The following is a 26,244-nucleotide window of genomic DNA, read 5'->3' as shown; positions in this document are numbered from 1 at the left end:
CTGGCGGTCCGACCGTTCCATGCAACAGGCTGTTTATCATCCGTGGTGTTGTCATTGGATGATTCACCCACCCTGCCCCACCCCACCGACCGGAAACTGTGATGACCGATCAAGTGAAATACGTTCTGGATGAAAAGGATATTCCCGAGACTTGGTACAACGTCATTGCCGATCTGCCCGAACCGCCGCACGGTGTGTTGCATCCGGCCACGGGACAACCGATCACTCCCGATGATTTGGCGACGATCTTTCCGCCGGCTTTGATCGAACAAGAGGTTTCCGATCAGCGTGAGATCGAAATTCCCGGGCCGGTCCGCGAACTGTATCGTCAGTGGCGGCCATCGCCTTTGTTCCGTGCCAGACGATGGGAAAAGGCGCTGAATACCCCAGCGCGGATCTATTACAAGTACGAAGGCGTCAGTCCCGCGGGTTCTCATAAACCCAACACGGCCATCCCCCAGGCTTATTACAACAAGACAGCGGGAATCAAAAAGCTGGCGACCGAAACCGGGGCCGGTCAATGGGGATCTTCGTTGGCGATCGCTTGTTCGGCGTTTGATCTGGAATGCCTGGTCTTCATGGTCAAGGTCAGCAGCGAACAGAAACCGTATCGCAAGGCGTTGATGCAATCGTTTGGTGCGGAAGTGGTGCCCAGTCCCAGTCAGCGGACTCAATCGGGGCGGGACATCTTGGCCAAAGACCCTGATTGCACCGGTTCGCTGGGCATCGCCATTTCCGAAGCGGTCGAGGTGGCCGCTGCGTCACCGGATACGAACTATGCATTGGGCAGCGTGCTGAATCATGTCTGTCTGCATCAAACCGTGATCGGCCTGGAATGCATGAAGCAATTCGAGATGGCGGGTGATTCACCCGATGTCATCTGTGCGTGCACCGGCGGCGGATCGAATTTTGCCGGTATGGCATTTCCCTATCTGGGACAGAACTTGCGTGGCGAATCAAACACTCGGGTGGTCGCCGTGGAACCGGCTGCCTGTCCGACGCTGACCAAAGGTGCGTTCGCGTACGACTATGGCGACACGGCGCATCTGACACCGATGGTGAAGATGCACACGTTGGGCAGTTCATTCATTCCGCCCGGGTTTCATTCCGGCGGTCTGCGGTATCACGGCATGGGACCGTTGGTCAGCCAGCTGTTGGATCTTCAAGCGTTCGAAGCCACGTCGGTGCACCAGTTAGAGATCTTTGAATCCGGGGTCGAATTCGCCAAGGCCGAACTGATCTTGCCCGCACCCGAAGCCAACCACGCCGTCGCCGCGGCACGACGTGAAGCGATCCGCTGCCGCGAAGAAGGGGTGGGCCAAACGATTTTGTTCAACCTGTGCGGGCACGGTCATTTCGACATGCAGGCTTACACGGACTACTTTGCCGGCAAGTTGAAAGACTATGAGTACCCGGCCGAGGAGATCGCGATGGCGTTGTCCGGGTTGCCTTCGGTCGGCTGAGCGATGCCAGTCAGTTGCGACGCCGCCATGTTTCGCCGCCGATCAAAAGCTGAATTGAACTTGTGATCGGAACAGCCAACCGGCGTTGCCGGGGGCCAGATCCAAAGACGCCGAATCGATCGGCGCGCCGTCGACATACGTAGCGTCGGTGACCCATTTGCAGTGTTGCTGACGTAGGTACCAAACCATCGCGGCGGCGATTTCTTCGGCGCTTTGGTTCTGTCGGCCGAGGGTTCCCGAGTCGCCCGTGATGTGCGACCACCGTGTCACCAGTTCCATCCGATGGGGGATGACGAACTTTCCGATTTGCAGCCACAACCCATGGTCAAACAGATCCTCCGATTGGCTGCCGCTGAAATTTCCGATGGTTCGGAAATAGTATTCCAGGGTCGTCGACCAGCCACGGAACTTGGTGGACACATCGGTGGCGAACAAGGCGACGCTGTAATCATCGACGTCGGCCGGTAGCAGATCGGACAAACGCAATCCGGAATCGATCACCCGCAGCCGAGTGAATTCGGTGCTGCCCGATCGGTTGATCCGCGTCGTGGCAACGCCGAAACCGATTCGGGTGGCCAGATCGTCGTGATGTTCAAGGTCGGCAAGGGTTGTCGATCCCCAATCGCCGGTTGGGAACGCATGCAGTCGCAGGCTGAACGCAAAATTGTCGTCCAGGTTGCCGCTGCTTCCGGTTTCCGCACCACCGGTCACCAGACCGTTGAAGATTGCAACGTCCCAATGGAAAGGACGTCCCAGTGGATGCAGTTTTCCGTGCACGCCCCAGGCGAAGCTTCGGTTGACGTCAAAAAAGGTGCTAGCCACGCTGCGGTCGGCGAATTGAAATTCGCGTCCCGACATCCAACGGGCCATCGAGAACGGAACTTTGTATTTCCCGGCACGCAGGACCAGTGCACCCCGTGGGCGATTCCACTGGGCATGTCCGACATCGTAGTCCAGGTAGTAATCCAACAGGCGGACGTCGTCACCGCTGCTGCTGCGTCCGTCAAGCTGGACGAAATAGTTCAGGTCGGGTTCGAACGCGTTGCCGGCGAAAATCAGCCGCCCACGTTTCAGCTGAAATTGGTTCAGGTCATTGGTACCGCTGTGAAAATTGGTTGCCGTATGCCGAAGTTGCCCCCAGCCGTTGATTCGCAAAACGTAGTCGGAATCTTCGGTGGCCAATTCGATCGGATGATCACTGGCGATCACAAACCCGTTGTCGTAGCCGACCTGGACGTCGTCTAGCCAATCCAAGCGGGCGTCGGATTGGATTTCATTGGTCGACATCGGTTGGATCACCGATGTTTGCGTTTGTACCGCTTCGCCAGGACTTTCGGCGGGAGCACCGACCAGCGGGGGCAGGACAAAGTCGATCGGATCGTTTGATTCGGCCAGTTGCGGCAGAGCCAGTCGTACGGTGGCCTCGTCATCACCGGTACCTTGACCACGAAGGTCGACGGCCCAGTGACAAAGGATCGCGAGGAGAATGACCAGACGACGCATCACAGAATCAGCTTTGGATCCAACGGAAACGCCAACCAGATCATTTTAAAGCACTCACCTGTGCATCTCAGGCGGAACAACGGCAAGCGCCCTTCAGTGCGTTGCGGGGAAGTCCTTGAGGTCGACCTCTTTGAACAGAGTCAGCATGCCGGCGACTTCGTCGATTCGCTTCAGGTCGCTGCTGTTCAAGGCATGGCGTGTGTGGGTGGCGGTCAGCGTTTGGCTGTCGGACCCGCGCCGGACCGTCATGGTGGTTCGCAGCGGCAAGCGGTTGTTGCCTTGCAGTTGCTGATGCACCGACATCCGTGCGAAGGGAAGCGATCCCGTTTTCCGTGCGATGTCCAGTCGTCCGAACCAATCGATGAATTGGCCGTATGCGATCGGCATCAAACGATCCTTGGCCGCCTCGGTTTCCACCTGATAGGTGACTTGACCGACGACGTCGTCGCCATAGTTGGTGGTGAAAATAGCTTGGTCGTCACTGACGTTGACCGGGACGTTGACGCCCAAGCGTGCGGCCTTGCCCTGTTCGGCGGCCAATGATTGGGCCTGTGCGGCGACCTGCAACAGGGTTTCCGTTGCGATCGACGCTTTGACTTTGGTTTGGGTATCCAACAGAACGACTCGGCTGCCGGCGATGTCGATCAGCGTGATGAAGCGTGGTTGCTGATTCGAAAAATCATAGATTTTGCCCGACTGAAACAGCACGTCGTGATCGGCCAAGGTTCGGCCCTGGTGATCGCTGACCACGTTGTTGACCCGAAAACTGGCCATGCGTCCGGCGGGGGTGTAGCTGGCCGGACGGACATTGGATTGGGCCGATGCGGTTTGGATCATGGCAAACATCATCACCGCCCCGATTGCGACAACGGTGGTCCAGGTTGACCGGGTTGAAAACACGATGGCGGTTTGGGTCAGGGATCGCCGCTGCGAAACGTGGGGACGGGGGGGGTCGTGTTGGGCGGGGCGTTGCGGTGGGCTGTGAAACGTCATCGCGGGCACGGGGTCAGTCGGCGTGAACAAAAGAAACCACTGGACGTTGGGCGCGTTGTCGGCGTAGAAACAGAATCGTTTCCCCGCCGGACGTTAGGTCATCGGACGACACGCCGTCCAGATCAATCCGTCAGCGGTCCGTCGCCCCCACCGGTGAAGACGCATCATCGGTCACGTCCCCAAGAATCGCATGCGAAGAACGCTGTTTCTGATCCCTCACGAACTGGGCGGATTGCCCATCGCCGGTTGGGGATGGGCGCTGATCGTGCTTGCGATCGCGTTCGCGCTGCGGATGATCCTGGCGTCACGGAAAGGCAGCATTTCGGCCACCCTGCAACAGGAAGGCTGGTTGTGGGCCGCCGCCGGCGTGTTGGTCACCTTCATTTTGCCCCAAGTCGAAGTCCGCAACGTCGACGGCGATCCGATCGGCATCGCGGTCCGTGGATACGGATTTTTTCTGTTGCTGGGGGTCGGAACCGCTGTGATGGCCGCGGCTTATCGTGCGTCCAAGTTTGGCTTGAATCCGGACCTGATTTTCGGGTTGGCACCGTGGACGTTCATCGGCGGAATCGTCGGGGCCCGATTGTTTTACGTCATCCAGTATCGCCATGAGTACATGGCCGATTCGATGACCGAAACTTTGCGGAACATGCTGGCATTCACCGGCGGTGGGTTGGTGGTTTACGGCGGCTTCATCGGCGGATTTGCCGCTTCGGCCTATTACCTGATGCGACACCGGATGCCGCTGTTGAAATTGGGCGACGCGATCGTCCCGTGCATCTTTATCGGATTGATGTTCGGACGTCTGGGGTGCCTGATGAACGGTTGCTGTTACGGCGGACGGTGCGAACCGGGATCGTGGGCGGTGCAGTTTCCACAAGCCAGTCCCGTCTTTCACGAACAATTGATCAATGGCGAATTGATCGGTATCCAGATCGACGATGACACGCGTCAGATCGTCGCGGTTCAACCGGGCAGCATCGCCGATGACGCGGGGCTGGAAGCGGGACAGACCGTCGACCAGATCTCTTTGGACCCGTCGTTTTTGGATGACGCACCGCGAGACGTTCCTGCGGACCAGGCGGCCGTGGGCGTCGCCTTGTCCGTTGACGACCAGATTTATCGCTTTTCCCCGCAGCAATTGCCGCCTCGATCGTTATCGGTGCACGCCACTCAAATCATCAGCAGCATTTCAGCGGCTGTGATGGTTGTCGTCTTGTGGTTGCTCGGATGGTGGTGGACTCGACGTCCGGGCTATCGCGACGGTGCGTTGATGCTGATCGGCTTTGTCGGTTATGCGATAATTCGATTTGGGTTGGAATGGGTTCGCGTCGATGAAGCGGGACAGTTCGGAACCGGGTTGTCCATTTCACAGTGGGTCAGCATCGCGGTTCTGTTGGTTTCGCTGGCCAGCATGGTTTGGTTGTATCGTCGTGGGCCTGCGGTCGAAACTTCGCCCGCGACCGCCGGGATGCCACAAACCACACCGCGTCAATCATGAAAGTTGCTTGCTTTAGTACCAAGTCGTACGACCGTCAGTTTATTGACGAAGCTTTGGAGTCGCGTGATGCGGATTTGCCCCAGCACGAGTTTCGATTTCTTAAGCCAGATTTGAACCGCGATACCGTGGTGTTGGCCGATGAATCGGATGCGATTTGCGCGTTCGTCAACGATCGGCTGGATCGCGAAGTCTTGGAAGCGTTGAAAGTCGCCGGCATTCGTTTTTTGGTGATGCGATGTGCGGGGTTCAACAACATCGATTTGAAAGCGGCGGCAGATTTCGGAATCCGCGCCGCTCGCGTGCCCAAGTACAGTCCCTACGCGGTGGCCGAACACGCGATTGGGTTGCTGTTGACGTTGAATCGCAAAATTCATCGCGCGTACCATCGCGTTCGCGACAACAATTTTTCGCTCGAAGGGCTAATCGGTTTCGACCTGCACGGACGCACCGTGGGAATCGTCGGTACCGGTGAAATCGGCAAGGTGTTCACACGGATTGCCAGCGGGTTTGGATGTCGGTGTCTGATGTACGACGTGCACACCGATCCGGCGATGGAATCGCTGGGGGAATACGTTTCGATGGAACGTCTGCTGGCTGAATCGGACATTGTGTCACTGCATTGCCCGTTGAATCCCCACACGTACCATTTGATCGACGCGGATGCTTTACAGACAATGAAACCGGGCGCGATTGTGGTCAACACATCGCGGGGAGGTTTGGTGGATGCGGCCGCCGCGATCAAGTGTTTGAAATCGGGGCACTTGGGCGGACTTGCCCTTGATGTGTACGAAGAAGAATCCGGATTGTTCTTCAATGATCTGTCCAGCCAAATCATCCAAGACGACGTGCTGACACGTTTGATGACGTTTCCCAACGTGTTGATCACGGCACACCAGGCGTTTTTCACAAGCGATGCGATGCGGTCGATCGCGATGACGACGTTGACCAATCTGGATTGTTTTGAATCTGGCCAAGCGGTCGAAAACGAAATCGTCGACCGCAGCGAATGATGATGCCCGCATGAGCCTACCGCGACGACCTTTTCCCGCCGTGGACGATCGAGCGGGCGCTGACGATGCGGATCGGGACGCCGTCATGCGAGGCCATTGCCGCATCGCCGCAGTGGCCGGGATCTCCGGTGCATTGTTTGGTCATCTTGTGCGGTTTGCGCGTCGGCGACCAGGCCGCCCGCTGCGCGTGTTGTATTTGTCCGCGGGTAATGATGACTTAGCCGTGCGATTGGTCGACACTGCCGATCGTCGCGGTCTGCCCCTGCAGATGACGGTGTTGGTTCCTGATGCTTGGTCGCTGAATCAACAACAGCAATGGATGGAACGTCGGAAGCTGAACGCGGAAGTTGTATGTCGCGACGTGTTCCGCCAAGGATTGCCCGACGGGTTTGACGTCATCCTGTGTGCGTTGTGGATGCATCGGATGGATGAAGCCCGAGCGATCCGGTTGATTCAGTCCATGCAGACCGCGGCAACCGGTCTGTTGCTGTGTGATTGGGAACGATCGCGGACCAATCTGGCGGCCGCCTGGGCCGCGTCGCATCTGATGTCACGGTCACCGGCATTGCGGAAAGACGCAATCGATTCGGTTTGCGCGGCCTTTACGCGAGAGGAGTTTCGCGGGATCGTACACCGGGCGCTTGCTAGACCCGTTGATGTGGAACGGCTGGTACCCGGCTGTTGGGTGGTTAGGATTGACGAAATTGCGGTTCCCGCGATCGTTCCTGCATTCGCCTGACCGTCGCAATGGCGTCGGATGGGGCGGATTCGAAGCGAAAATTAAGCGAAGGGACCTGAGTGAATGTGACGCTTGATGGGATCGGTTTTACCGTCCCCCCGGTCAGTATTTGTCGACAGAAATCCAGCGAAGTCGCCAAACAGTTGTCCTGTTCCAGCGATCAGCAACGCCGGCGTTTGGAGGCTCTGTATCGCCGCAGCGGCGTGCAGTCGCGAGGCAGCGTGTTGTTGAGCGAGGCCGCGTGTGGCGCGGTCGAACAAGATTTCTTTCCACCCGCGGTCGATCACGACGACCGTGGACCGACGACCGCCGTCCGCAGCCAGCAATTCGCCGATCACGCACCGCAATTGGCCGCCGATGCGTCACGGTCCGCGCTGGATGAATCGGGACTTGATCCCGGTCAGGTCACCCACTTGGTGGTCGTGACTTGCACCGGGTTCGCCGCACCCGGCGTGGATATTGAATTGATCCAGCGTTTGGGATTGCCCGCGCAAACGCAACGCGTCCAAGTGGGATTCATGGGATGTCACGGTGCGATCAATGGATTGCGAGCCGCTCAAGGACTGTTGGCCGCCAACGAAAACGCCAACGTGTTGCTGTGCTGTGTCGAACTTTGCAGTTTGCATTACCAGTACGGATATGATGCCAACCGAATCGTTTCCGGTGCGTTGTTCGCCGATGGTGCGGCGGCGATGGTGTTGCGACGTGATTCCCAAAAGCCTTCGCTGGCAACGTTGGTGGAAACCGGGTCGTGTTTGGTGCCCGACAGCCGCGATGCGATGACATGGAAAGTCGGCGACCATGGATTTGAGATGACATTGTCGGCCACCGTTCCGTCGTTGATCGAAGCCGGGCTGGTGGATTTCTTGACCCCATGGCTTGCCAAGCGGGGCCATACGATCGAATCGATCCAAGGCTGGGCGGTGCATCCCGGCGGGACCCGGATTTTGTCCGCCGTCGAATCTTCCCTTGGATTGCAACCCGAACAGTTGGCCACATCCCGAAGCGTTTTGTCGGAGCACGGCAACATGTCGTCGGCAACCATGCCCGCGGTGCTGCGTCAGTTCGCCGATCGTGATTTGCCGCGACCCTGGTTGATGTTAGGATTCGGGCCCGGTTTGGAAATCGAAGTCGCCTTGTTGGAATAACAGCGATCCGCGAATCGATGAGGCCGATGATGCGCGGCGTCTGAAAAGAGGCGTTGGTTGCCAAGACGTTTGGCGAAGATCACTCGGCGGAGCGGACTTGTAAGCCGGGTTCTGTATCCGACGGGTTTGCCCCGCCGGCGACGGCCATTTATCTGTGCACGGCGATTGCTCGCCGCCTCCATCGCGACCTACCCGGGTGTGGTCAAGGCGGGCCGCCTTGCATCGGTCGAGCCGACGTCACCCTGTTTGGTCTAGCACCGGATGGGGTTTACCCAGCCGGCCGAGTCGCCTCAGCCGCTGGTGCGCTCTTACCGCACCGTTTCACCCTTACCACGCATGCCCCCAGTGGGACACCGTTCGGCGGTTTGCTTTCTGTTGCACTTGCCCTGGTCTCGCGACCGGTCGACGTTATCGACCATCCTGCCCTGTGGTGCCCGGACTTTCCTCCAGCAGCCGTACCAAAGGCACAACCGCCAGCGACCGTCCCATCCGCTCCACCAAGCGATCGGGTCCCAAGATGACTGGCGCGTTCGTCGTCGGCAAGTGCGGCGATCGCCGGTGTGGCGCGGCTGGGGTTTCATCGGCCGCAGTAATGCAGCCAGGCGATGCCAGCATCTGCGTTAAACGACCGGGGCTGTGTAATCGTTTCTTCCGCCCACGCCGGCGGGTGTGGTTTGCAAATCCGGGGTGCCTGATCGCCCGATGCAGCTTGGCATATCACCGGACCAGGGTGATAATTCGGGCATGGATGACATCGATCACAGCGACGACGAACCGATCGATCCGATGGATCAGGACCAAAATGCTGCGCCCGCGTTGACTCAAACACCGGGGATGATTGACGGCATTCGGATCGCTTTGGCCGGGCGATTGGGCAGCATGAACCGCCGCGAAGCGACCAATTTACTCCGGTCGTTTGGTGCGACCATCGTCGACGCCCATCAGGACGCGATTCATTGGGTCGTGATCGGCGCCGATGAATCACCGTTGACGCAGCATGAATTGTTACCCGCGTCGCTGCGTGACGCGGTCGGCAAGGGCGACACCGAACTGATCGCCGAAGCCGATTTGTGGCAACGTTTGGGGTTGGTGGAAACCGACACGGTCGGTCGACAATACTACACGCCGATGATGTTGGCGGATCTGTTGGATATCCCGCTGCACGTCATCCGGCGGTGGCAGCGCCGCGGGCTGATTCGCCCGGTTCGCACCATGCATCGGTTGCCCTATTTTGATTTCCAAGAAGTGGCGACTGCCAAGCGATTGGCCCAGTGGATCGATGCGGGGGCCAGTCCGAAAGCGATCGAACAGCGTTTGGTCGATTTGATCGAAGTCCTGCCCGACATTCAACGGCCATTGGATCAGTTGTCGATCCTGGTCGAAGGCAAGCAAGTCTTGTTGCGCGGCGGCGAAGGCTTGATCGAAACCGGCGGTCAAATGCGTTTCGATTTCGATGCGTGTGAGCCCAGTGAATCCGAAACGGTTGATGACGACGTCGTCTTTCCGATCGAATCGTGGGAAGGACCGCTGGCACACGCTGATGCACTGGCCAGTGATGATGAATTGTTGGTCGCGGCGTTCGAAGCCGATGATCGCGATGATTTGGAAACCGCCATCGATTGTTGCCACGCCATTTTGGCTCGCGACGGCCCCCGCGCCGACATTTGTTTCCAGCTGGGCGAATGGCTGTACCGGATGAATGAACCGGTGGCCGCCCGAGAACGCTTCTACATGGCGATCGAACTGGACCCGGAATTGGTCGAAGCCCGCGCCTGTTTGGGAATGGTGCTGGCGGAATTGGGGCAGGACGAATTGGCGATTGCGGCATTTCGCGGCGTCTTGTCATTGCACCCGGACTATCCCGATGCGCACTATCACGTTGCAAACTTGTTGGCCGATTCGGGACGCGACATCGAAGCGGAACAGCACTGGAAACGTTTTCTGCACTTGTCGCCCGAAAGCCCTTGGGCGGGCGAGGCGCGTCGTCGCTTGAAAGAATCCCAGCCGGAGTTCGACGTCGACATTGAATCAGGGGCCGAACAGGACGAACCCGCGATCAGCGTTGTTCGTCATGACGATCCGTAGGCCGAATTGAAAAACAGTGCTTCGGCCTATGCCATGACAAGGCGGTGAAGGCGGGCACGTCAATTGGAAAACGTTTCCAACAGCCGCGCGTCGATCGAATCGTCCGCGACGTAGCCGGCGAAGTCATCCAAGATGTCTTGCAAGCCGGGGCGATCGTCCGCCGGGCCTTGACGCATCAACAGTTGGGCTTTGGCCGACGGCATGGTCCGATCGGTATTCAATCGCACGTCGGTCACCACCGGTGATGCCGGGTACAGTCCCATCATCACGAACCGGTCAAAACGCACGCCGGCACGAATCGACGTGGTCGGGTCGGTCAGCAGGTTGCTGGACCGCACCAATTGATGAATCTGTTGTCGGCCTTCGGTCGTGGCAAACACGTCGAAGCTGGGATTGTCGGGTGTTGCATCGGGCCGCAGGTGCAAAATCAAACACTCCGTGGTCTTCTTTGCGGCATCCAACCCGGTCAACGTCGGGTCGCTTTGGGCGTATCGAAACGACATGATCAACGTGCGTCCGTCACATTCACCCTGGTCCTGGAACAAACCCAGGGCCAGAAAGTTGCCGACCGATTGGTCGATCATGGCTTCCGACTTGACGGTCACCAACGGCCGGTCTTTTTCGAAAAATGCGGCACGGCAATCGGTGCCGAAATAAACCGTTCCGCGTCGGTCGTGATACAGAATCGGCTCGATGACCAACCGGTGTTTCGCCAGGTAGTTTTCCGTTTGGACCTGAGTGATTCGTGGCATTTTGTCTTTCGCCGATTCATCCAATTCCAACGAAATGGAAATGGCGGGGATGCGACCGATCGTGGTCAGCCTGCCTTCGCGATGCTGCAGCCCCGAACGCACGGGCAATCCCGGGATCAACATGCCGCACCGACGTGAACGCGCATTGGAATACAACCGGTTTGCCAACGCATCACGCCACGGAAACGCGTCCACTTTGGGGATCGTTTCCAGTGTCGGGACATCACCGATGATGCCGGCGGCCAGCGCGGGAATGTTTGCCGCCGCACCGTCGCCCAGCTTGGACAGTTCGTCCGCCGTGGTATTTTCGTCGATGTTTTGGCTGTCAGTTAAGGCGGCTTCACGCTGTTGCAAATCGGTGCGGATCTGCTTTTCGCGATAGACGCCAAACGCGATCATCGCGGCGACCGCAATCAACAAGATTCCACTGGCGACTTTCAATAACGTATTGGACATCGGTCTGCTTTCGACGTTCGCTGGGTCTGTGCCTGATGGATGGATTCGGGGATTAGCGGCCGGATGGCAACATGAGTTCGCTGAAATGATTCACCCAACGCTGCAATCCATCTTGCGTTTCGGTCAATGACAATGCGGTCGGATCTGATCGTGCCGTCAAACAAAGCCGGCCCAGCGAGTCGTTCAGTGACAGTGCTAACGATGATCCGGCCGGTCGAGGGGGGACAATGCGTATGGATCGCAGCGTGTTGTCACCGAACTGCCAGCCCTGGTCGCTGGGCTGGGCTCCGTGTCGTCGGCCGATTCGAACGCTGGACAGACACGTCATCGACGCCGTCGCATCGAACCAGCGACGCCGCTGGATATACCGCAGTGCCGATGGATGGGGATCCACCGCTTCCAGGCCTCGCAAGAATTCCGCAGCCACGCACCGCTGGCGGACGTAGTTCATTTCACGATGCAGGCCCGACAGCAGATCGTGCCGTCGCACTTGCTGGCCATGCCGCCGCAGGAATGCCAACCCCGTGTAGTTGCACGCCGAAAAGCGACGCTGCCGGACCGTTCGCAAATTGACCGGGTTGTTGATCATCAAACGTCCGTGCTGATGCCGCAGCGCTGGATCGTCCGCCAACATCCGAAAAGTGGCTGCGACGGCGACATCGTTCAGAGGGATCTTGGATTCCGCGACAAACTCGCGGCTGCGTTGTGACAAATGAGGTGGCAAGTTCAGCGACACCACATGATCATCTTCGCGGTGGGCATCCGCCGGTTCAGCCGTTTGTTCCGCAGGATCGCTCTGCCGCGCCGTCAAAGGTGCAAACCGAATCGACTTGCCGCGGATCGTGGACCAAAGATTGCGAAGACCTTCCACCAATCCGATTGGTGGTCCATTGTCGGGAACCGGCATTTTGTGGCGTTGTCGTAGCTGACCGTGGACGATGTCTTCCTTGGCACGGTGTTCCCTGCCGCCATCGATAGGATTTTCGTCGTGATAGCAACGCAGGACGCCGGCGGTCCATTTGGCCGCCGCGATGCCATCGACCGATGCATGATGAAAGTCGAACGCGAGGCGTTGGACGTCACCGTCACCCCGTCCTTGGCTGAATCGAAAGCCGGCCGATGTCATGGGGTCAATCGCCGGCAAGACGTCTAGACTGTCAGAGTCACCGAACCATTCGTTGGGGTTCATCGGACACGGTTCCCAGATCCAATGATGCTGGTTCTGGGTCAGCCGGCAAAACAGGATGGGGTGATGCGCCGCGGTTTGTGCAATGGCATTTTGCATCCGTTCCGGGCACACCGGGTGATCGAAGCCGACTTCGATGCGGAACGTCATCGAAGGCCCGCCGGGATCACAGCGGTATAAGAATCTTTCGAATGCGGTGGTCGCGCGCCAGTCAAACACGGACGGTGATCCCGCCGTCGACAATGATGGTTTGTCCTTGAATCATGTCGGCTTGCCGGCTGGCCAAGAACGCGACCACGCCGGAAACGTCGTCGGGCGACAAGTCGCGTTTGCTGACCAGCAACCGTTCCTTGGCTGCGGCCAACACGTCTTCAACACCCGGCATCGTTGACACGGCTTCGGTACGGACGATCCCCGGCATGACACAATTGAAATTGATGCCTTGGGGGCCATATTCCAATGCCATGTGACGGACCAAGCTTTCCAAAGCCGCCTTGGATGCACCGATGGCGGCGTAGTGATCGACCGCACGGATCGAACCGTGGCTGCTGATCGCGATCACTTTGCCAAAATCGTTTTCGTCGGCCAAGTGCTCCGCCGCCGCTTGGCAAAGCCATGCGACCGGCGCGGCATTGGTGCGAATCGCTGCTTCCAAATTGGGTGCGGTTAGCTGAGCGACGCCGCGGAAACCGCCCGCCGCAGCATTGCTGATCACGATGTCCAGTCCGCCAAAATGTTCTGCGACGGCGGACACCAACGCATGGCAATCGTCTTGTCGACTGACGTCGGCGCGGACGGCGATCGACCCGACGCCACGCTGATTGATCTGTTTGGCGACGTCGGTGGCCGCGTCGCGTGACGACAAGAAGTTCACCGCAACGTTCGCGCCGCAATCGGCCAGACGCAGCGCGCATGCACGTCCAATTCCACGGCTTCCGCCGGTCACCAAGGCCGTCTTTCCCGATAGATCGATCAACTGTCGTTCGTCTTTTCTTAGCGATGCAAAAATTAGGAGCCTGAATCATGGATGGCGTGTGGACGCTAATTCACTGGTTGATGATGCCCGGCCGATACTGGCAAACCGCGATTGCCAATCACGGTGAAATGCGTCCAAACGTTCTTCGCAGCGACCAAAAACACCCGGGCGTTTCGCCGACGGCGAAGGTGATTGCGCGGTTGCGGGTTGATCGTCGGGCAACGTGTCGTCGCACAATGCGGTCATGCCACGCTGTACCAAGGGAAAGATGGCTGCGTCTTCGTTCAGTACCTTCAGCGCCATCTTTGCGCTGGCACGGCGCATCGCCCTCGATCCCATCTTAGCGAACCAACCGCCTCGTGAGGCGGCACGTCCGAACCCCCACAAGTTCATTCGGCTGGTCGTCGGGCCTGTCGGAACGATTTGGTAAACCAACGACAACGAATCGTTCAGGGATGCCATCAAGTTTGGAAAGGTGTGCAGATGTCGATAACTGCCATCGAACCCGCCGGTCATCCAGCGAATGCACCGTTCTTCGATTCGTTCGACCAGGGAATCGGTGCGATAGCGGGTTTGAAAAGTCGTTCCCAGTGGACTCATCACGTGTTCGGAATGCTCTTCTCCGGGGTCATGCCCAAAGGTGGCCGCGTGGACTTCATCCAAGTGGTAACTTTCCAAGGAACCTTCGATCGGGATCTTCCAGTTCACATGAAAATCGAGGTGTGTTCCCAGGTTTTGGGTCCAATGTTCCGGTCGGGTAGCCTGTTGCAACTGATCAAACGTGTCGCCCATCCAGGCTTGCAAGCTGCCATGTCCCACATCATCGGGGGCACACAAACGTGTGAATACCAATTCACCACAGAACTGGACGGCATACGTCTGCAAGCGGTGGGCTTCGCGGTCAAAGTTTGGAAAGTTCTTTGCACCCGGGATCTTTCGCGTCCGGCCGTCGGCCCCGTAGTGCCATCCGTGATAGGGACATTTCAGGGAGGCACTGTGACTGGCCCCGTCGGCGGCGATCGTGCATTGCCGGTGGGCGCATACGTTTCGAAACGCGGACACGCCGTCACCGAAATTTCTTAGAACGACCGGCAAGCCCAGCACCGTGGCGGCAAGCGTGTCGCCGGGCTTAGCCAAATCACGCCGCGTGCCCACCAATTGCCATGTAGAACGACGAAGCTCGGCCACGTCGCGTTGATGCGCCGCACCGCTGACATAGTCATTCGCCGGAATCAGCGGCTGCATCGTCCGTTTGCTGTGATAGGGCATCCGTTCAGCTCATGGACCTAGCGAAGCCAACCAATGTCGTAACCGTCGAATCGTGCGATCGTGTCGCCGTTTTGACCTGAAAGACTGCCTTGCAAACGCAGGCCATGTTGCAAGCTTTGTTCGACAGACCAGTGAATCATCAGCGGTTCGCCGGCCAGCGGCAGCCGTCCCAAAGCGATTTGTTCAAAACCGACCGGAAGCGACGGGCGATCGTGCAGCCGATATGCCAGCACCGCGGCGGCGTATAAGCAAGCGTCCATCGCGGCACAGGGAATTTGCCAACCCGCCAGCGGTCGATCTTCCCCGCCCAGGTGCGCGGGGGATGGTGATGCGATGCGGCCCCACAGTCGGGTTTGTTCCGTATCAACCATGACCTTACGTAAGCACTGGAGCGATTCACCGTGGTACACCGGCGCGTCATTGCCCAGGTATTGGATGTCGTCCCAAACGCCGTGTTGCACCGGAGCCGGTGGCGGACCTGAAGGGGCCAGACCGTTGTCGATCAGAAATTCACCGGAAAAATGGGTTCGGCACTCTTCGACCATTCGGCCGTCGCCTCTCCGCAGATCGGCGCACAGACGCCACCGCTGGGAATGGCCGTTAATACCATCCGCATCGGCTTCCGATGGCGACGTGTCGCGGATGACCTCGCACGCCATCGCATCGTCATGGTGGAATTTCAACGCGGCGATCGCGCGGACGTTCCGGCATGCCGTGATGCGTCGCTGGCCGGCCTGCAGTGCGGCCGCTTCGGCCATCATTTCGATGGCCATGACCATCGGTAACGTCGGTTTTCCGCCGACGGTGTGCTGATTCAGAAAACGGTCGACCGTCGGGTCCAATGTGATTTTGTAAGCCTGGGCCGGGGCGATCCCACGCGACGATGGATCCAGCATCGGATACTGAAGCCTGCCGGTTTCCCGCATCGCGGGGCCTGGAAAGAACTTTCGGATGTAACGTCGATCGGTGATCAAAACCTCGGGAAGATCCCCACCGTATTCGAGTTCATTCATGAAGTGGGCCAGCCCTTCATCGGCCGGCATGAATTGCATCCCGATCATTTCCAACGCCAGCTTCGCTTCCGGTTTGGCCGCCATGCCGATGTCGCCCCAGGCATGCCAGTGGAACGTGACACAGCGGACGTCCGGACGCTGTTGCCGCAAACGGTCGATGCACTTGGCCAGCATGTCGTTGGCCAGGGAATAATCGGTGTGACCGTTGGCACCAAATCGACCGCTGATCGACCCAAAACCGATGAACCATTCCAACGGATCGTCGTTGGTGGCGGTTGCCAGTTGCAGACATCCGTCGACTTTGGCCCCAATGCATTTGGCAACCTTGTCGGGACGCTTGCGATCGAACCGTGCGTCTTGACCGGCACCCGCACCGTGCAGCACCCCGCGAATCGGACCGTCGCTGGTGCGAATTCGTTGCAAGACTTGATGTATCGCTGGGCCGTCGGACACGTCGACGCTGTGATACACCGCTCGGATTCCGCGCTGGCGGCACAGTGAAAGCGTTTGGTCGATCTCGATCGCCTTTTCCAGGTCCCGCCAAGTTTCGATCGGATTTTGTCCTTCGCGTTGGGCTCGCTGCATCACGTCGCGGCGCAACTGAGTTCGATCGGCGGATGCGGCGTTACGCGTTACATCGTCGATCGACGGATTCGGCGCGGTGCCCAGCAAGTGCAGGGACAGATCGTAACGCTGGGCAAGCGACATTGCGGTCATCGCAGTGATCCCGCGGCCACCTCCGCTGACGACCCAGACGCCGCCGCGGCTGGGTGGGCCCGCCGGACCGCGTGCTTCGTTCAGCGGTTGATAGCGTGCATCAATGGTCCAGCGTTCAGCTTCGTCCACCACCACTTCTTCGTCGTGTGACGGTTGAGCGAGTTCACGCCATGCGCCGTCGACGACATCCGATGCGGTTGCACCGGGCGCACCGTCGACGATCAGCATCGGCGTTTCCCGATGGCCACGCATCCAGGATTCGATTCGCATGGCTTTGGTCAGACCCGCAATACCGCCCGATTCGGCCGAGGGCATGCATTGACCGTCGAAGCCAAAATTGCCGCCCGCGTCGACGACCGACAACAGGCTGGCGTGATCCATTTGGTCATCGTCAATCATCCGCTGCATCCATCGCTGACAGACACGAAACGGTGTCATCAGCGCGGCGTCACGGCGTTTCCCCCACGCTTTGGCGTCCAGTGTGTCCAGCGCAGCGTCGTCGCGGGGTGTCGTGATGAATAGGTGCGGCGTGGCGTGCTGGTCCCACAGATGGTTCAGCCAGTGGTCCACATCGCGGCTGGATAAATGATCGGGAAAACGATGGCACCGAAATGTGGTTTGCCCAAAGCGTCGTTCGATTTCATCGGCAATCGGGTTGTGACCGACGACAATGGCATCACCCGAGAAAGCGGGTTGCGCCGGCATGCCGGTCAAACGTGCCGCGGGGACGGTCCGCAACGCGAATCGGCACGTCCCGCGGGCCGGCGCTTCGATCTCTGGCGTCGTCGAAATACTATTGTCCGATGGGAACGCCGTGCCGACCGGACGCGTGATATCGGAAACGCCCACCGCGACGCCATTGCCTTGTCCGTGGGCCGGTTCGACAGACGTGCTACCCATCGGACTCGGTGGCGTTTCGGTCACGGCACCCGTATCGGAATCATTTGGGTGCGGTCGATGGTTTGAAAACGCTCGCGGATTGATCGACTGGGGCGTCAGCGCCGCGCTACCTTGGTCGGTTGGCTTTTTTTTTTCAGTGGCGGTCGCGACGTCTTCGCCCAACTGTTGCAAGACGAAATCACGAATGCTGCCCAGCGTTGGAAAATCCGCGAGCTTTAACTGACCCAGATCCAGACCCGACAGATCGTATTGTTCCTGCAATTCGCCCAACAATTGTGCCTTCTTGATGCTGTCCAGGCCCAGTTCGGCTTCCAAATCGGCTTGCATGTCGACAATGTCCGGCGAGTAGCCGGTTTGATCGACAACGAAATCCACCATCAGCGATGAAACCGATTGTGATAACGATCCACAGCCGGATGCGTTTTCCGCGGACGCTGACGCGATTGCCACCGCATCCGATACCGACACAGGATGTTCGGCCGGGGCCACCGATGCTGTTTCGGCAGGTTGGCCGAAGTGCTGGGAATAAAGATCCAGGATGTCGCCCAGCGTTGTGTAGTCACTTAACTTCATCTGGGCCAGATCCAGCGTCATGCCAGACCAGTCGGCCAATTCGCCGATGATCTGAGCCTTTTTGATGCTGTCGACTCCCAGTTCCGCTTCCAAGTCGGCATCGAATTCGACAATGTCGGGCGAGTATCCCGTTAGTTCAACGACCAGGTTGACCAACAAATCGGACGCCTGTTTCGCGGTCGTGTTGGTGGGAGCATGGCCGGTGGTTGGATGGCCAGTCGAAACCGCGTCGGTCGGTGGAACCATGCGATTGGATCTGACGTCACGGATCGAATGATTCACTTGTGTGTGTGAATCCGCGGTGCCATTGCCGATGTGACCGTTGGCGATTCGTCCATTGGTAACGCCGTTGACGTGATGACCGTTTGAATCACTGGCGGCAGGTGAAGCTGTGGCTCCGCCAGACGACTCCGGTCTTAAGTTCTGGCTTGCTTTGCGTCGCTTGTCCGTCACGTCGACAATCGTGATCGCCGCCTCGGTTGCCGCGGTATCAATCCGTTCGTCCACATCGGGCTGGCGGGCATCATTGGTGGCGGCAGGTGATAGTGGCCGCGACGTACGACTCACGTCCGATGGCCCGCCAGTGACAACAGCGGTCGCCAAGCGAATCAGTGATAGCTGCCGCTCGGTATCGTCGCCGGCATCCAAGGACAACGCGATCGAGCGGTCATCGTTCCGTGATCGGGACAAGCGTGTGAGGACGTCCGATGGGCCGACCTCCACCATCAATCCGACGCCGTCATCGCACAACCGATCCATGGTCGCCGCGAACTGGACCGGTCGGGTCAGTTGGCCGATCAGGTTTTCCAGGATCTCGTCGGGATCGGCCAGGTAACGCAGCGACACGGACGACAGCAGCGGACAGGCCGGCGGACGCAACCGATGCGATGCAAAGGTCTGACGCAGCATCTTTTCGGCCGATTCCATCATCGGCGTGTGGAAGGCCGCCGGTACCGGGATCACCACCGCGGCCAATCCAGCATCGGAAAGCACGGCTTTGGCCTGGGCAACCGCGTCGGGCGTTCCCGCGACAACCACCTGCTGTGGGGCATTGTGGTGCGTGATGACGACATCGCATTCGCCTTGTCGCAGGGCGGATGCGATTCGGCTGGCGTCGCCACGGACCGAAAGCAAACAGCCTGATTGCCGGACGTTGGTCAGAACGGCTTCGCTGCGTTGTTTGGCAAAGCGAATCGATTGGGCCAGATTCATTGCCCCGCTGTGTAACGCCGCGCCGCATTCACCAAAACTGTGTCCGGTCGCGACGTGCATCGGGATTCCCGCACGAGCCAGGCAATCGGCCATCACATGGCTGACGCCCAAGACCCACAGTTGCGTCCACCAGACATCTTTCCCAAGGGTTTTGGTTGGATCATGCAATCGGTCCGCAATCGACGCGATGCCTAGCGTCTGAAGTTCTCTGTCGAATTCGTCCAACGAATGTTGGGATTCCGCTTGATGGTCCAAGATCTCGGGACGGCGCGGGTATTGGGAACCCTGGCCGGGAAACAGCCAAGCGACTCGGTCCTGCTGGGGTTGATTCTTCCACAGAAGTCCACTGGCACGTTCATCCACCGCGACACGCGTGCCCTGGTCCCAAAATTTCAACAAGCGTGTGGCTTGTTCGCTAAGTCGCTGGTGATCGGTGACGACCAGGCCTGCTGTGAAACGACTCGTTGAACCGGAGAATGCCGTGGCGGACGATGCAAACGCGTCATCGGGGTTTTGCGCCCAGTCTGTCAGATGCCGACGGATCGCTTCTTGGTCGTTTCCGGTGGCAATCATCCATCGTGGCGAACCGGCACAGGCCGAATCGGTGCGGCAGACCACCGAGCGAATCGATTCGTCTAGCGTGGCTTGTGGCGACATGGCGGATGTACCCAGTTCATCGGAAACTCGGACGGCGGAATTCGTGGATGTCGGTGATGCTGATTCGGAGTGACGGGGCGTTGCACCGGAGAAGGCGGCATTGTTCGTCGGTCGACCTGAGGTAAGTGATGCACGGACACCGAATCCGTCTTCGGCAACGGCGAACAGTTCACACGGTTCATCGGTGGTGGTCGGCCGAGCCCACCGGATGGACTGGGCGACCGTTCGGACGATCGGATGCGCGCCCGACAGATAGCCGAACTGACGAACCAGACCCGCATTCAGTTTGTCGCCGGCCATGGCATCACAGCGAATGTCTTCGCGGTGCTGGGCGGCAATGTGTTCACACCCGATGTGGTCGATCAGTCCGTGGATCGTGTGTCCCGATTTCAAAGCGTCTTCGCGCCGCTGCAGCAACAGCACCGCGACGCCTTCGCCGGGCAAGATTTGGCGGCAATCGTCCGGAACATCGATGGGACGTCCGCTGCGGACCAATTGATCCCTCAGGCTCAACTGTTCAAAAGCCACCAAGTCCAATGAACGCTGTGCGACGCCGCAAATCACCGTGTCCGCTTGGCCGAACCGCAGTTGATCGACCGCCGTCATCAGTGCCAACATGCCAGATGTGTCGTCGGCATCGACGGCACACGCACCGCCCATCAAGTCGAAGGTCTTGGCAATACGCGAAGCCAATGTGCTGGCGGTGAAGCTGCCGGTTTCGTCCAAAATTGCGGGATTGCGATGGATCAGGTGCTGGGCGAACTGATCCATCCAACGGTCGATCGATGTGCCCACGTCGACTTGACCAGAAAGGCACTGGCGGACGTGTCGACAAATTTCCGGCACACGCATGCCGACCTGTAGCTGATTGGAAAACTCGCCCCCGAAAATCGTTCCCACCACCACGGATGTCCGCCGGCGATCGATCACAGCGCGGTCGGCGGGCACATGGAAATCCGCGGGCTCGCCCAATTCGTCCAGTGTCTGCCGTACCGCATCGATCAACATCATTTGGATCGGATTGGCATAAGTGACTTGCTTGGGCGGGATTCGATACGGTTGGCCGTTGAATTGATAGTCGCGGATATAACCGCCCAGGCAATGCGGTGTTCGGAAAGGCTGGCGATCGACGGCGAACACGTTTTCGCCCGTCCATCGGTCTTGGGGAGGCGACGCGATCATCGACCGGCCGTTTGCCAACAACGCGGACATCGCCGCCACGTTGTTTGCACCCGGCAGAACGACGCCGCGCCCGACGATTGCGATCGATTGGCCCGACGCCGGTCGCGATGAACGATCGTCCGGACGAACGCGGACGGCGGATTGGTTGGAAAGGGGATTCGGAACTTTGGGATTGGTCGGCGCTGCTTGGCGGATCACCGCGTGCGCGTTCAATCCGCCGATGCCGAATGCGTTGACCGCGGCGGATTTGTCTTGGCGGTTTGTGTTGGTCGGCCAGGCTCGGTTTTGATCCACCACGCTTAAGCGGCCTTGCGTCCAATCAAAGTGCGGCGTTGGCGATTGGAAGTTCAGGGATGCCGGCAGGGTTTCGTGCTGCATCGCAACGAGCACCTTCGTCAGGCCGACCAGCCCGGCGGCTTCCAAGGTGTGACCGAAATTGCTTTTGGCACTGCCGATCGCCAACGGTCGACCGGGGCCGCGGTTGCTATCGGTTTCCAGCAAGGTCGAAAGCGAGGTCAATTCGGTGGCGTCGCCGACTTGGGTGCTGGTCGCATGACATTCCATGTAGTCGATGGACAACGCGGGCGAACGATCATAGGCACGGCGAATCGCCAATTGCTGGCCTTCAGTCCGCGGGGCCCACAGACTTTTTCCGCGACCGTCCGATGCCAAGCCGACGCCGACCAGTTCGGCAAGTTCGTTCAAGCCATATCGCCGCGCCGTGCTGCGACGCGTTAAGACGACCGCCACGTATCCTTCGCTGCTGATCAGGCCACTGGCGTTTTCGTCGAAGGGGCAACTGTGTTCGTCGCTGCAGGCTTGTGACTGCGAAAACAGAATCAAATTGTCGACGCTGTTGTACGTGGCGCCGCCGACGATCGCCGTGTCAATTCGACCTGCCCGGATCGCGGTGGCCGCATGTTGCAGTGCGACCAAGGACGATGCGCACGCGGCATCGACGACTTCACGAGGGCCACCCAGGTCCAACAGTTGTGCCGCGAGTGAGGCCGCGCTATAGGCGTTGAAATGCGTTTCAGCGTCCAGCTTTCGATGCGGGCGTGTCTCGCGAAGACGCCGGACCAAGGCTGCAGTGACTTCGGCTCGCAATGAATCATTGCTGCGTGGGAAATCTGCGACCTCGCGAATCTGTTCAGACACCACTTCGGCCAACGTCGACATGGCAAGCGGGCCACCCAGTTTGGTCCCGCCACTGTGTCCGACGTAAATGCCACAGCGGGCCGCCAAGTCATCGTTGGCTTCGGCGCCGGCATGTTGCCAGGCGGACAAAGCCACGGTCGCAAATTGCAAGTGACAGGGGTCGAATTGCCCGATCCTTGCCGCACGGTCGGCCACGTCCGGCCCGATCGCTGATTCACCGACGCAACCGCCCAGCGTGGTGTAGGACTTGCCGATTTGGCCGCGTCGGGGATCAAAATAAAGCGAGCGGTCAAAGCGATCATGCGGCACTTCGTCGATCGCTGATCGGTTCCCCAGCAACAAGTCGGCGAAAGCCTGGCGGCCGACCGCGCCGCCGGGCAGGCAAACGTCGAAGCCCGCGATTACCAGCGGATCGCTGTCATCGCTTTCATCGTTCGTCTTGGCATTTTGCGAGGCTGCGACGGGCGGTACGGCCTGCCGTTTGGCGGGCGAAACTGTCTTGTCCGTCGAAAGCAACCCGATCAAATCGGCGGTGGTGACGTCACCGGCGACCGGACGTCCCAAACCGATCAAGGCACCGGACGTCGCGGATCGATCAAACTCCGGATCGTTGTTGAAATAGGGCAGGAAGGTTTGAACGTACGGGGCGGCCATCGTTTGAAAGACCGCAGACGCTTCGGCCGATTCGTTACCGTTTTGTTCGGCCACACCCTCACGACGACATGCTTCGCGGAAAGCCGTTTCCAGCTGTTGAATCGGAGTCCCCGTCGGTGCCGTCAAGTGGTACGTGGATTGGTGATGCGGCGGGCTGTGCATCAAAGCGATGATTGAATCGGCGACCCAGTCGGCTTCGACCAAGTTCTTGCGTTCGTCACCGGTGAAGCCCAGGGTTGAAAACCATCCGCCTTCACGGGGCAGGCCAAAACGGCTGGCCAAAGCACGATACGTTTGAAAGGCGCCGTACACCGTTCGGTCCGCGGTGACGGGGGATCGCCCGGTCGAATCGATCACGATTGACGGACGATAAAAGCTGACTCGGATGCCGGGCGTGTTCCGCAGCATCTGTTCGGCCAACAACTTGCTGCGTTCGTAATCGTTGGCGAATGATTGGCCGTGATCCAGATCGGCTTCCAGCACGCGTCCGCGGCGGGCACCACAGACGTAGGCCGTCGACACATAATGAAAGTCCTTCACACCGATTTGGCGTGCCAACTGGACCAAGTGACGGGTCCCGTCGACGTTGGTGCGGTACGGTTCGCCCTGCACCGATTCGCTGGCGGGGCGAAAACTGAGCGACGCGGCGCAGTGCAGCACGGTGTCCACGCGGGTCGCCAGGTGGTCACGGTGGGTCGGGGACAATCCGACCGCTTCGGCGGAAAGGTCACCGGCCAAGACGTCGATCTGGTCGGCGTGATCATCCAATCGACGCCCGAATCGCTTCAAAACTTCATCGACGCGATGTCGGGCCTGGTCATCGTCTTGCCCACGCACCAGACAAACGACATTTCGTCCGCGGTCGATCAACCGGTCCAGCAGGTGGCATCCGACCATCCCGGTGGCACCGGTCAGCAGGACGGAATTCGGCTTCGACGACGGGGCTGACATGACAAATCGGCGACAGAAAAGTGCTGGCTCGCGAGGGGTGCGACAAGCACGCAGTCTAGTATGAGCGGGGGAAACTCCCAGGCTTTCCTTTAATGGTCAGGCGTTAACCTGCCTTATAGGCGGTAAATGGCGTGATAAGCCGCATTATCCTTGCGAGCTTGATTGGCCGCGTCGTTCGGAGGATCGTGTTAGACGCAGGAGTCTAAAAACCGTTCTTCGGAGCGGTGACCGACGACAGCGGCAAGGGGGGGCACAGGCGGGGGGCATTCATGGGTCCGGCCACCGGGTCGAAGCGAAACCGAAATCCGGTGAATTTACCGGTGACCAGCAACCGAAACGACGGAGACCGCCGATGTCCGATTCCGAAGCACAGCACGATGTGGCCCTGGCCGGCCTGGGCCGATTGCCGGAAAACCCCGACGGGCCGATCCGTTGTCTGTTGGTTCAGCCGTGTTTCGAATCGACCAATTACTGGAATTTCGTCGAAAGTGCCCGGGCGATCGGGGCCAAGGCCACCGCGCCACCCTTGGGGCTGATGACCGTCGCCGCCCTGTTGCCCGATTCGTGGCAGTTTGAACTGTGCGATTTGAATGTCGGGCCGCTGGACGAAGAAGCTTGGCGGAACGCCGATATCATCTGTACCGGCGGTATGCTGCCCCAACAGCCCGGCGTCTTGAAGCTGATCGAAAAGGCCAAGGCCGACGGAAAGTTCATTGCCGTGGGCGGTCCCGATCCGACCAGCCAACCCCACATCTATGAACATGCCGACGCGGTGGTCACCGGCGAAGGCGAAGCAACCATTCCAATTTGGCTGGACAGTTGGCGTGACGGCAATCCGAGAGGATTGTTCCAATCCGAACGCAAACCGGATGTGACGAAGACCCCGACGCCACGATTCGATCTGATTTCATTTGACGACTATTTGCACGTCGGCGTCCAGTCATCGCGTGGCTGCCCTTACAACTGTGAATTCTGTGACATCATCGAATTGTTCGGTCGCGTACCGCGAGTAAAAACGCCACAGCAATTCGTCGCGGAACTGCAAACGCTGTACGACCTGGGCTATCGCGGTTGGGTGGATTTTACCGACGACAACTTCATCGGCAATCGGAAACTGATCCGTCCGTTGCTTGAAGCCATCAAAACCTGGAACGAAGAACACAATTACCCTTTTGTGTTTTCCACCGAGGCCAGCATCAATCTGGCTGACGATACGGATCTGATGAAGCTGATGCGTGAGGTTCAGTTTCGTTATGTCTTCTTGGGGATCGAATCGCCTGATGAAGAGACGTTGATTCATACCCAAAAACGGATCAACACCGTCCAGCCTATCATTCAGCGGGTGCGCACAATTTACGATCACGGCATTTCCATCGCCGCTGGGCTTATCATCGGGTTCGACACGGATAAACCGGGAACCGATGGGCCGATGATTCGCTTCATCCAAGAAAGTGGAATCGCGTTGTCGATGGTCGGGCTGTTGAGTGCCCTGCCAAACACACAGTTGACGCGTCGTTTGGCGCGGGAACGACGGCTGATTGATTCCAATCACCAGTGGCTTTCCGATGGTTCGTCCAATTATGAACTTCGCAGCAATGAATCCAAGGACCAAACGATCAGCGGTTTGAATTTCGTAACGCAGCGTGACCGGCTGGAAATCTATCAAGAATTGCGGACGATCATCGCGACCGTTTACAGCCCCAAAGCATTCATGGATCGTGTTTTGGACACGACCCGCCGAATCAAGATCGTCAATAAACACGTTCCCAATGGCTGGGAATTTCGACGGATGTTTCGTGGGTTTCGCACCATCGCTTGGCGGCTGTTGTCCGATCGTTCGACACGCTGGTTGTACCTGCGGAATTTCTTCCGCGCTGCGCTAATGGGGCCGACCAAGTTCGAATACGCTCATACGTTGATGGGATCGTATCTGCATTTTCATGGCCAGACCGAAAAGATGCTGGACGCGTTGGACGTTTCGATCGACTTTGCCGAAAACCACGCGGCGTATCCACGCAGTGTCCAGGAAATGCACCGGAGACTGGGCACGTTGCCGGTGGTCGAATCGTCGTCCGATGCATTGCCGGTTTCGGTGACCAGCCATGCTGGTTCCCCTTGAAACTATCGGGCGTGGCACGGCGGGACT

General features: G+C 58.9%; 14 protein-coding genes and 1 other RNA gene. 7 read left to right on the top strand and 8 right to left on the bottom strand.

Going from position 1 to position 26,244, the window contains the following annotated elements; all coding sequences use genetic code 11:
• Nucleotides 1-101 precede the first annotated feature (101 nt).
• Nucleotides 102-1,463, top strand: a complete 1,362-nt coding sequence (locus Mal65_RS16965; RefSeq protein ID WP_145300148.1) for a TrpB-like pyridoxal phosphate-dependent enzyme — start codon at nt 102-104, stop codon at nt 1,461-1,463.
• Between the two features lie 42 nt (nt 1,464-1,505).
• Here the strand turns inward: Mal65_RS16965 and Mal65_RS16960 are convergent, their stop codons facing one another.
• Entirely contained in the window at nt 1,506-2,966 is a 1,461-nt protein-coding gene (locus tag Mal65_RS16960; RefSeq protein WP_145300144.1) for a porin, read from the bottom strand.
• A 93-nt stretch (nt 2,967-3,059) separates the two neighbouring features.
• Entirely contained in the window at nt 3,060-3,815 is a 756-nt protein-coding gene (locus Mal65_RS16955) for a hypothetical protein (protein ID WP_165701333.1), read from the bottom strand.
• Nucleotides 3,816-4,149: 334 nt separating this feature from the next.
• Here Mal65_RS16955 and Mal65_RS16950 point away from each other — a divergent pair, with 334 nt between their 5' ends.
• The 4 genes from Mal65_RS16950 to Mal65_RS16935 are packed head-to-tail and all read left to right on the top strand — an operon-like array spanning nt 4,150 to nt 8,357.
• Nucleotides 4,150-5,460: a prolipoprotein diacylglyceryl transferase gene (locus tag Mal65_RS16950; protein WP_145300138.1), complete on the top strand. Its 1,311-nt coding sequence runs from the start codon at nt 4,150-4,152 to the stop codon at nt 5,458-5,460.
• A complete protein-coding gene (locus Mal65_RS16945; RefSeq protein WP_145300135.1) occupies nt 5,457-6,470 on the top strand; it encodes a 2-hydroxyacid dehydrogenase in 1,014 nt (337 codons plus the stop codon). Before Mal65_RS16950 ends, Mal65_RS16945 begins: the two co-directional genes overlap by 4 nt.
• Before the next feature lie 10 nt (nt 6,471-6,480).
• Complete coding sequence (locus tag Mal65_RS16940) at nt 6,481-7,209, top strand: class I SAM-dependent methyltransferase (protein ID WP_145300132.1); 729 nt, start codon at nt 6,481-6,483, stop codon at nt 7,207-7,209.
• A gap of 59 nt (nt 7,210-7,268) precedes the next feature.
• Nucleotides 7,269-8,357 (top strand): type III polyketide synthase, encoded by a 1,089-nt coding sequence (locus tag Mal65_RS16935; RefSeq protein WP_145300129.1) that lies wholly within the window; start codon nt 7,269-7,271, stop codon nt 8,355-8,357.
• A gap of 84 nt (nt 8,358-8,441) precedes the next feature.
• Here the strand turns inward: Mal65_RS16935 and rnpB are convergent.
• An RNA gene (gene rnpB, locus Mal65_RS16930) (RNase P RNA component class A) lies at nt 8,442-8,853 on the bottom strand.
• A 206-nt stretch (nt 8,854-9,059) separates the two neighbouring features.
• Here rnpB and Mal65_RS16925 point away from each other — a divergent pair.
• Complete coding sequence (locus Mal65_RS16925) at nt 9,060-10,442, top strand: MerR family transcriptional regulator (RefSeq protein ID WP_196784241.1); 1,383 nt, start codon at nt 9,060-9,062, stop codon at nt 10,440-10,442.
• Nucleotides 10,443-10,501: 59 nt separating this feature from the next.
• On the opposite strand, the gene Mal65_RS16920 is transcribed toward Mal65_RS16925, so the two are convergent.
• The 5 genes from Mal65_RS16920 to Mal65_RS16900 are packed head-to-tail and all read right to left on the bottom strand — an operon-like array spanning nt 10,502 to nt 24,098.
• Nucleotides 10,502-11,650: a hypothetical protein gene (locus Mal65_RS16920; RefSeq protein ID WP_145300126.1), complete on the bottom strand. Its 1,149-nt coding sequence runs from the start codon at nt 11,648-11,650 to the stop codon at nt 10,502-10,504.
• A gap of 52 nt (nt 11,651-11,702) precedes the next feature.
• A complete protein-coding gene (locus Mal65_RS16915) occupies nt 11,703-13,055 on the bottom strand; it encodes a condensation domain-containing protein (RefSeq protein WP_145300123.1) in 1,353 nt (450 codons plus the stop codon).
• Entirely contained in the window at nt 13,048-13,812 is a 765-nt protein-coding gene (locus Mal65_RS16910) for an SDR family oxidoreductase (protein ID WP_146439039.1), read from the bottom strand. The genes Mal65_RS16915 and Mal65_RS16910 overlap by 8 nt, the downstream gene beginning before the upstream one ends.
• Nucleotides 13,813-13,857: 45 nt before the next feature.
• A complete protein-coding gene (locus Mal65_RS16905; protein WP_145300117.1) occupies nt 13,858-15,081 on the bottom strand; it encodes an aromatic ring-hydroxylating oxygenase subunit alpha in 1,224 nt (407 codons plus the stop codon).
• 17 nt (nt 15,082-15,098) lie between these two features.
• On the bottom strand, nt 15,099-24,098 hold the full coding sequence (locus Mal65_RS16900; RefSeq protein ID WP_145300114.1) for a type I polyketide synthase: 9,000 nt from the start codon (nt 24,096-24,098) through the stop codon (nt 15,099-15,101).
• A 352-nt stretch (nt 24,099-24,450) separates the two neighbouring features.
• Between Mal65_RS16900 and Mal65_RS16895 the strand changes: the two genes are divergently transcribed.
• The gene (locus Mal65_RS16895; protein WP_174820182.1) at nt 24,451-26,217 is read left to right on the top strand and encodes a B12-binding domain-containing radical SAM protein; all 1,767 of its coding nucleotides are present in this window, start codon (nt 24,451-24,453) and stop codon (nt 26,215-26,217) included.
• Nucleotides 26,218-26,244 lie beyond the last annotated feature (27 nt).

It is taken from the genome of Crateriforma conspicua (assembly GCF_007752935.1).
GTDB classification, from domain to species: domain Bacteria; phylum Planctomycetota; class Planctomycetia; order Pirellulales; family Pirellulaceae; genus Crateriforma; species Crateriforma conspicua.
The sequence above is the reverse complement of the archived record's forward strand: the minus strand, read 5'-3'. Positions and strand labels throughout refer to the sequence as shown.

Bases quoted from the DNA above. Each gene is read 5' to 3' on its own strand.
- Mal65_RS16895 (WP_174820182.1), top strand. From the start codon at position 24,451: ATGTCCGATTCCGAAGCACAGCACGATGTGGCCCTGGCCGGCCTGGGC.
- Mal65_RS16950 (WP_145300138.1), top strand. From the start codon at position 4,150: ATGCGAAGAACGCTGTTTCTGATCCCTCACGAACTGGGCGGATTGCCC.
- Mal65_RS16955 (WP_165701333.1), bottom strand. From the start codon at position 3,815: ATGATGTTTGCCATGATCCAAACCGCATCGGCCCAATCCAATGTCCGT.
- Mal65_RS16960 (WP_145300144.1), bottom strand. From the start codon at position 2,966: ATGCGTCGTCTGGTCATTCTCCTCGCGATCCTTTGTCACTGGGCCGTC.
- Mal65_RS16905 (WP_145300117.1), bottom strand. From the start codon at position 15,081: ATGCCCTATCACAGCAAACGGACGATGCAGCCGCTGATTCCGGCGAAT.
- Mal65_RS16900 (WP_145300114.1), bottom strand. From the start codon at position 24,098: ATGTCAGCCCCGTCGTCGAAGCCGAATTCCGTCCTGCTGACCGGTGCC.
- Mal65_RS16965 (WP_145300148.1), top strand. From the start codon at position 102: ATGACCGATCAAGTGAAATACGTTCTGGATGAAAAGGATATTCCCGAG.
- Mal65_RS16925 (WP_196784241.1), top strand. From the start codon at position 9,060: ATGCAGCTTGGCATATCACCGGACCAGGGTGATAATTCGGGCATGGAT.
- Mal65_RS16920 (WP_145300126.1), bottom strand. From the start codon at position 11,650: ATGTCCAATACGTTATTGAAAGTCGCCAGTGGAATCTTGTTGATTGCG.
- Mal65_RS16945 (WP_145300135.1), top strand. From the start codon at position 5,457: ATGAAAGTTGCTTGCTTTAGTACCAAGTCGTACGACCGTCAGTTTATT.
- Mal65_RS16940 (WP_145300132.1), top strand. From the start codon at position 6,481: ATGAGCCTACCGCGACGACCTTTTCCCGCCGTGGACGATCGAGCGGGC.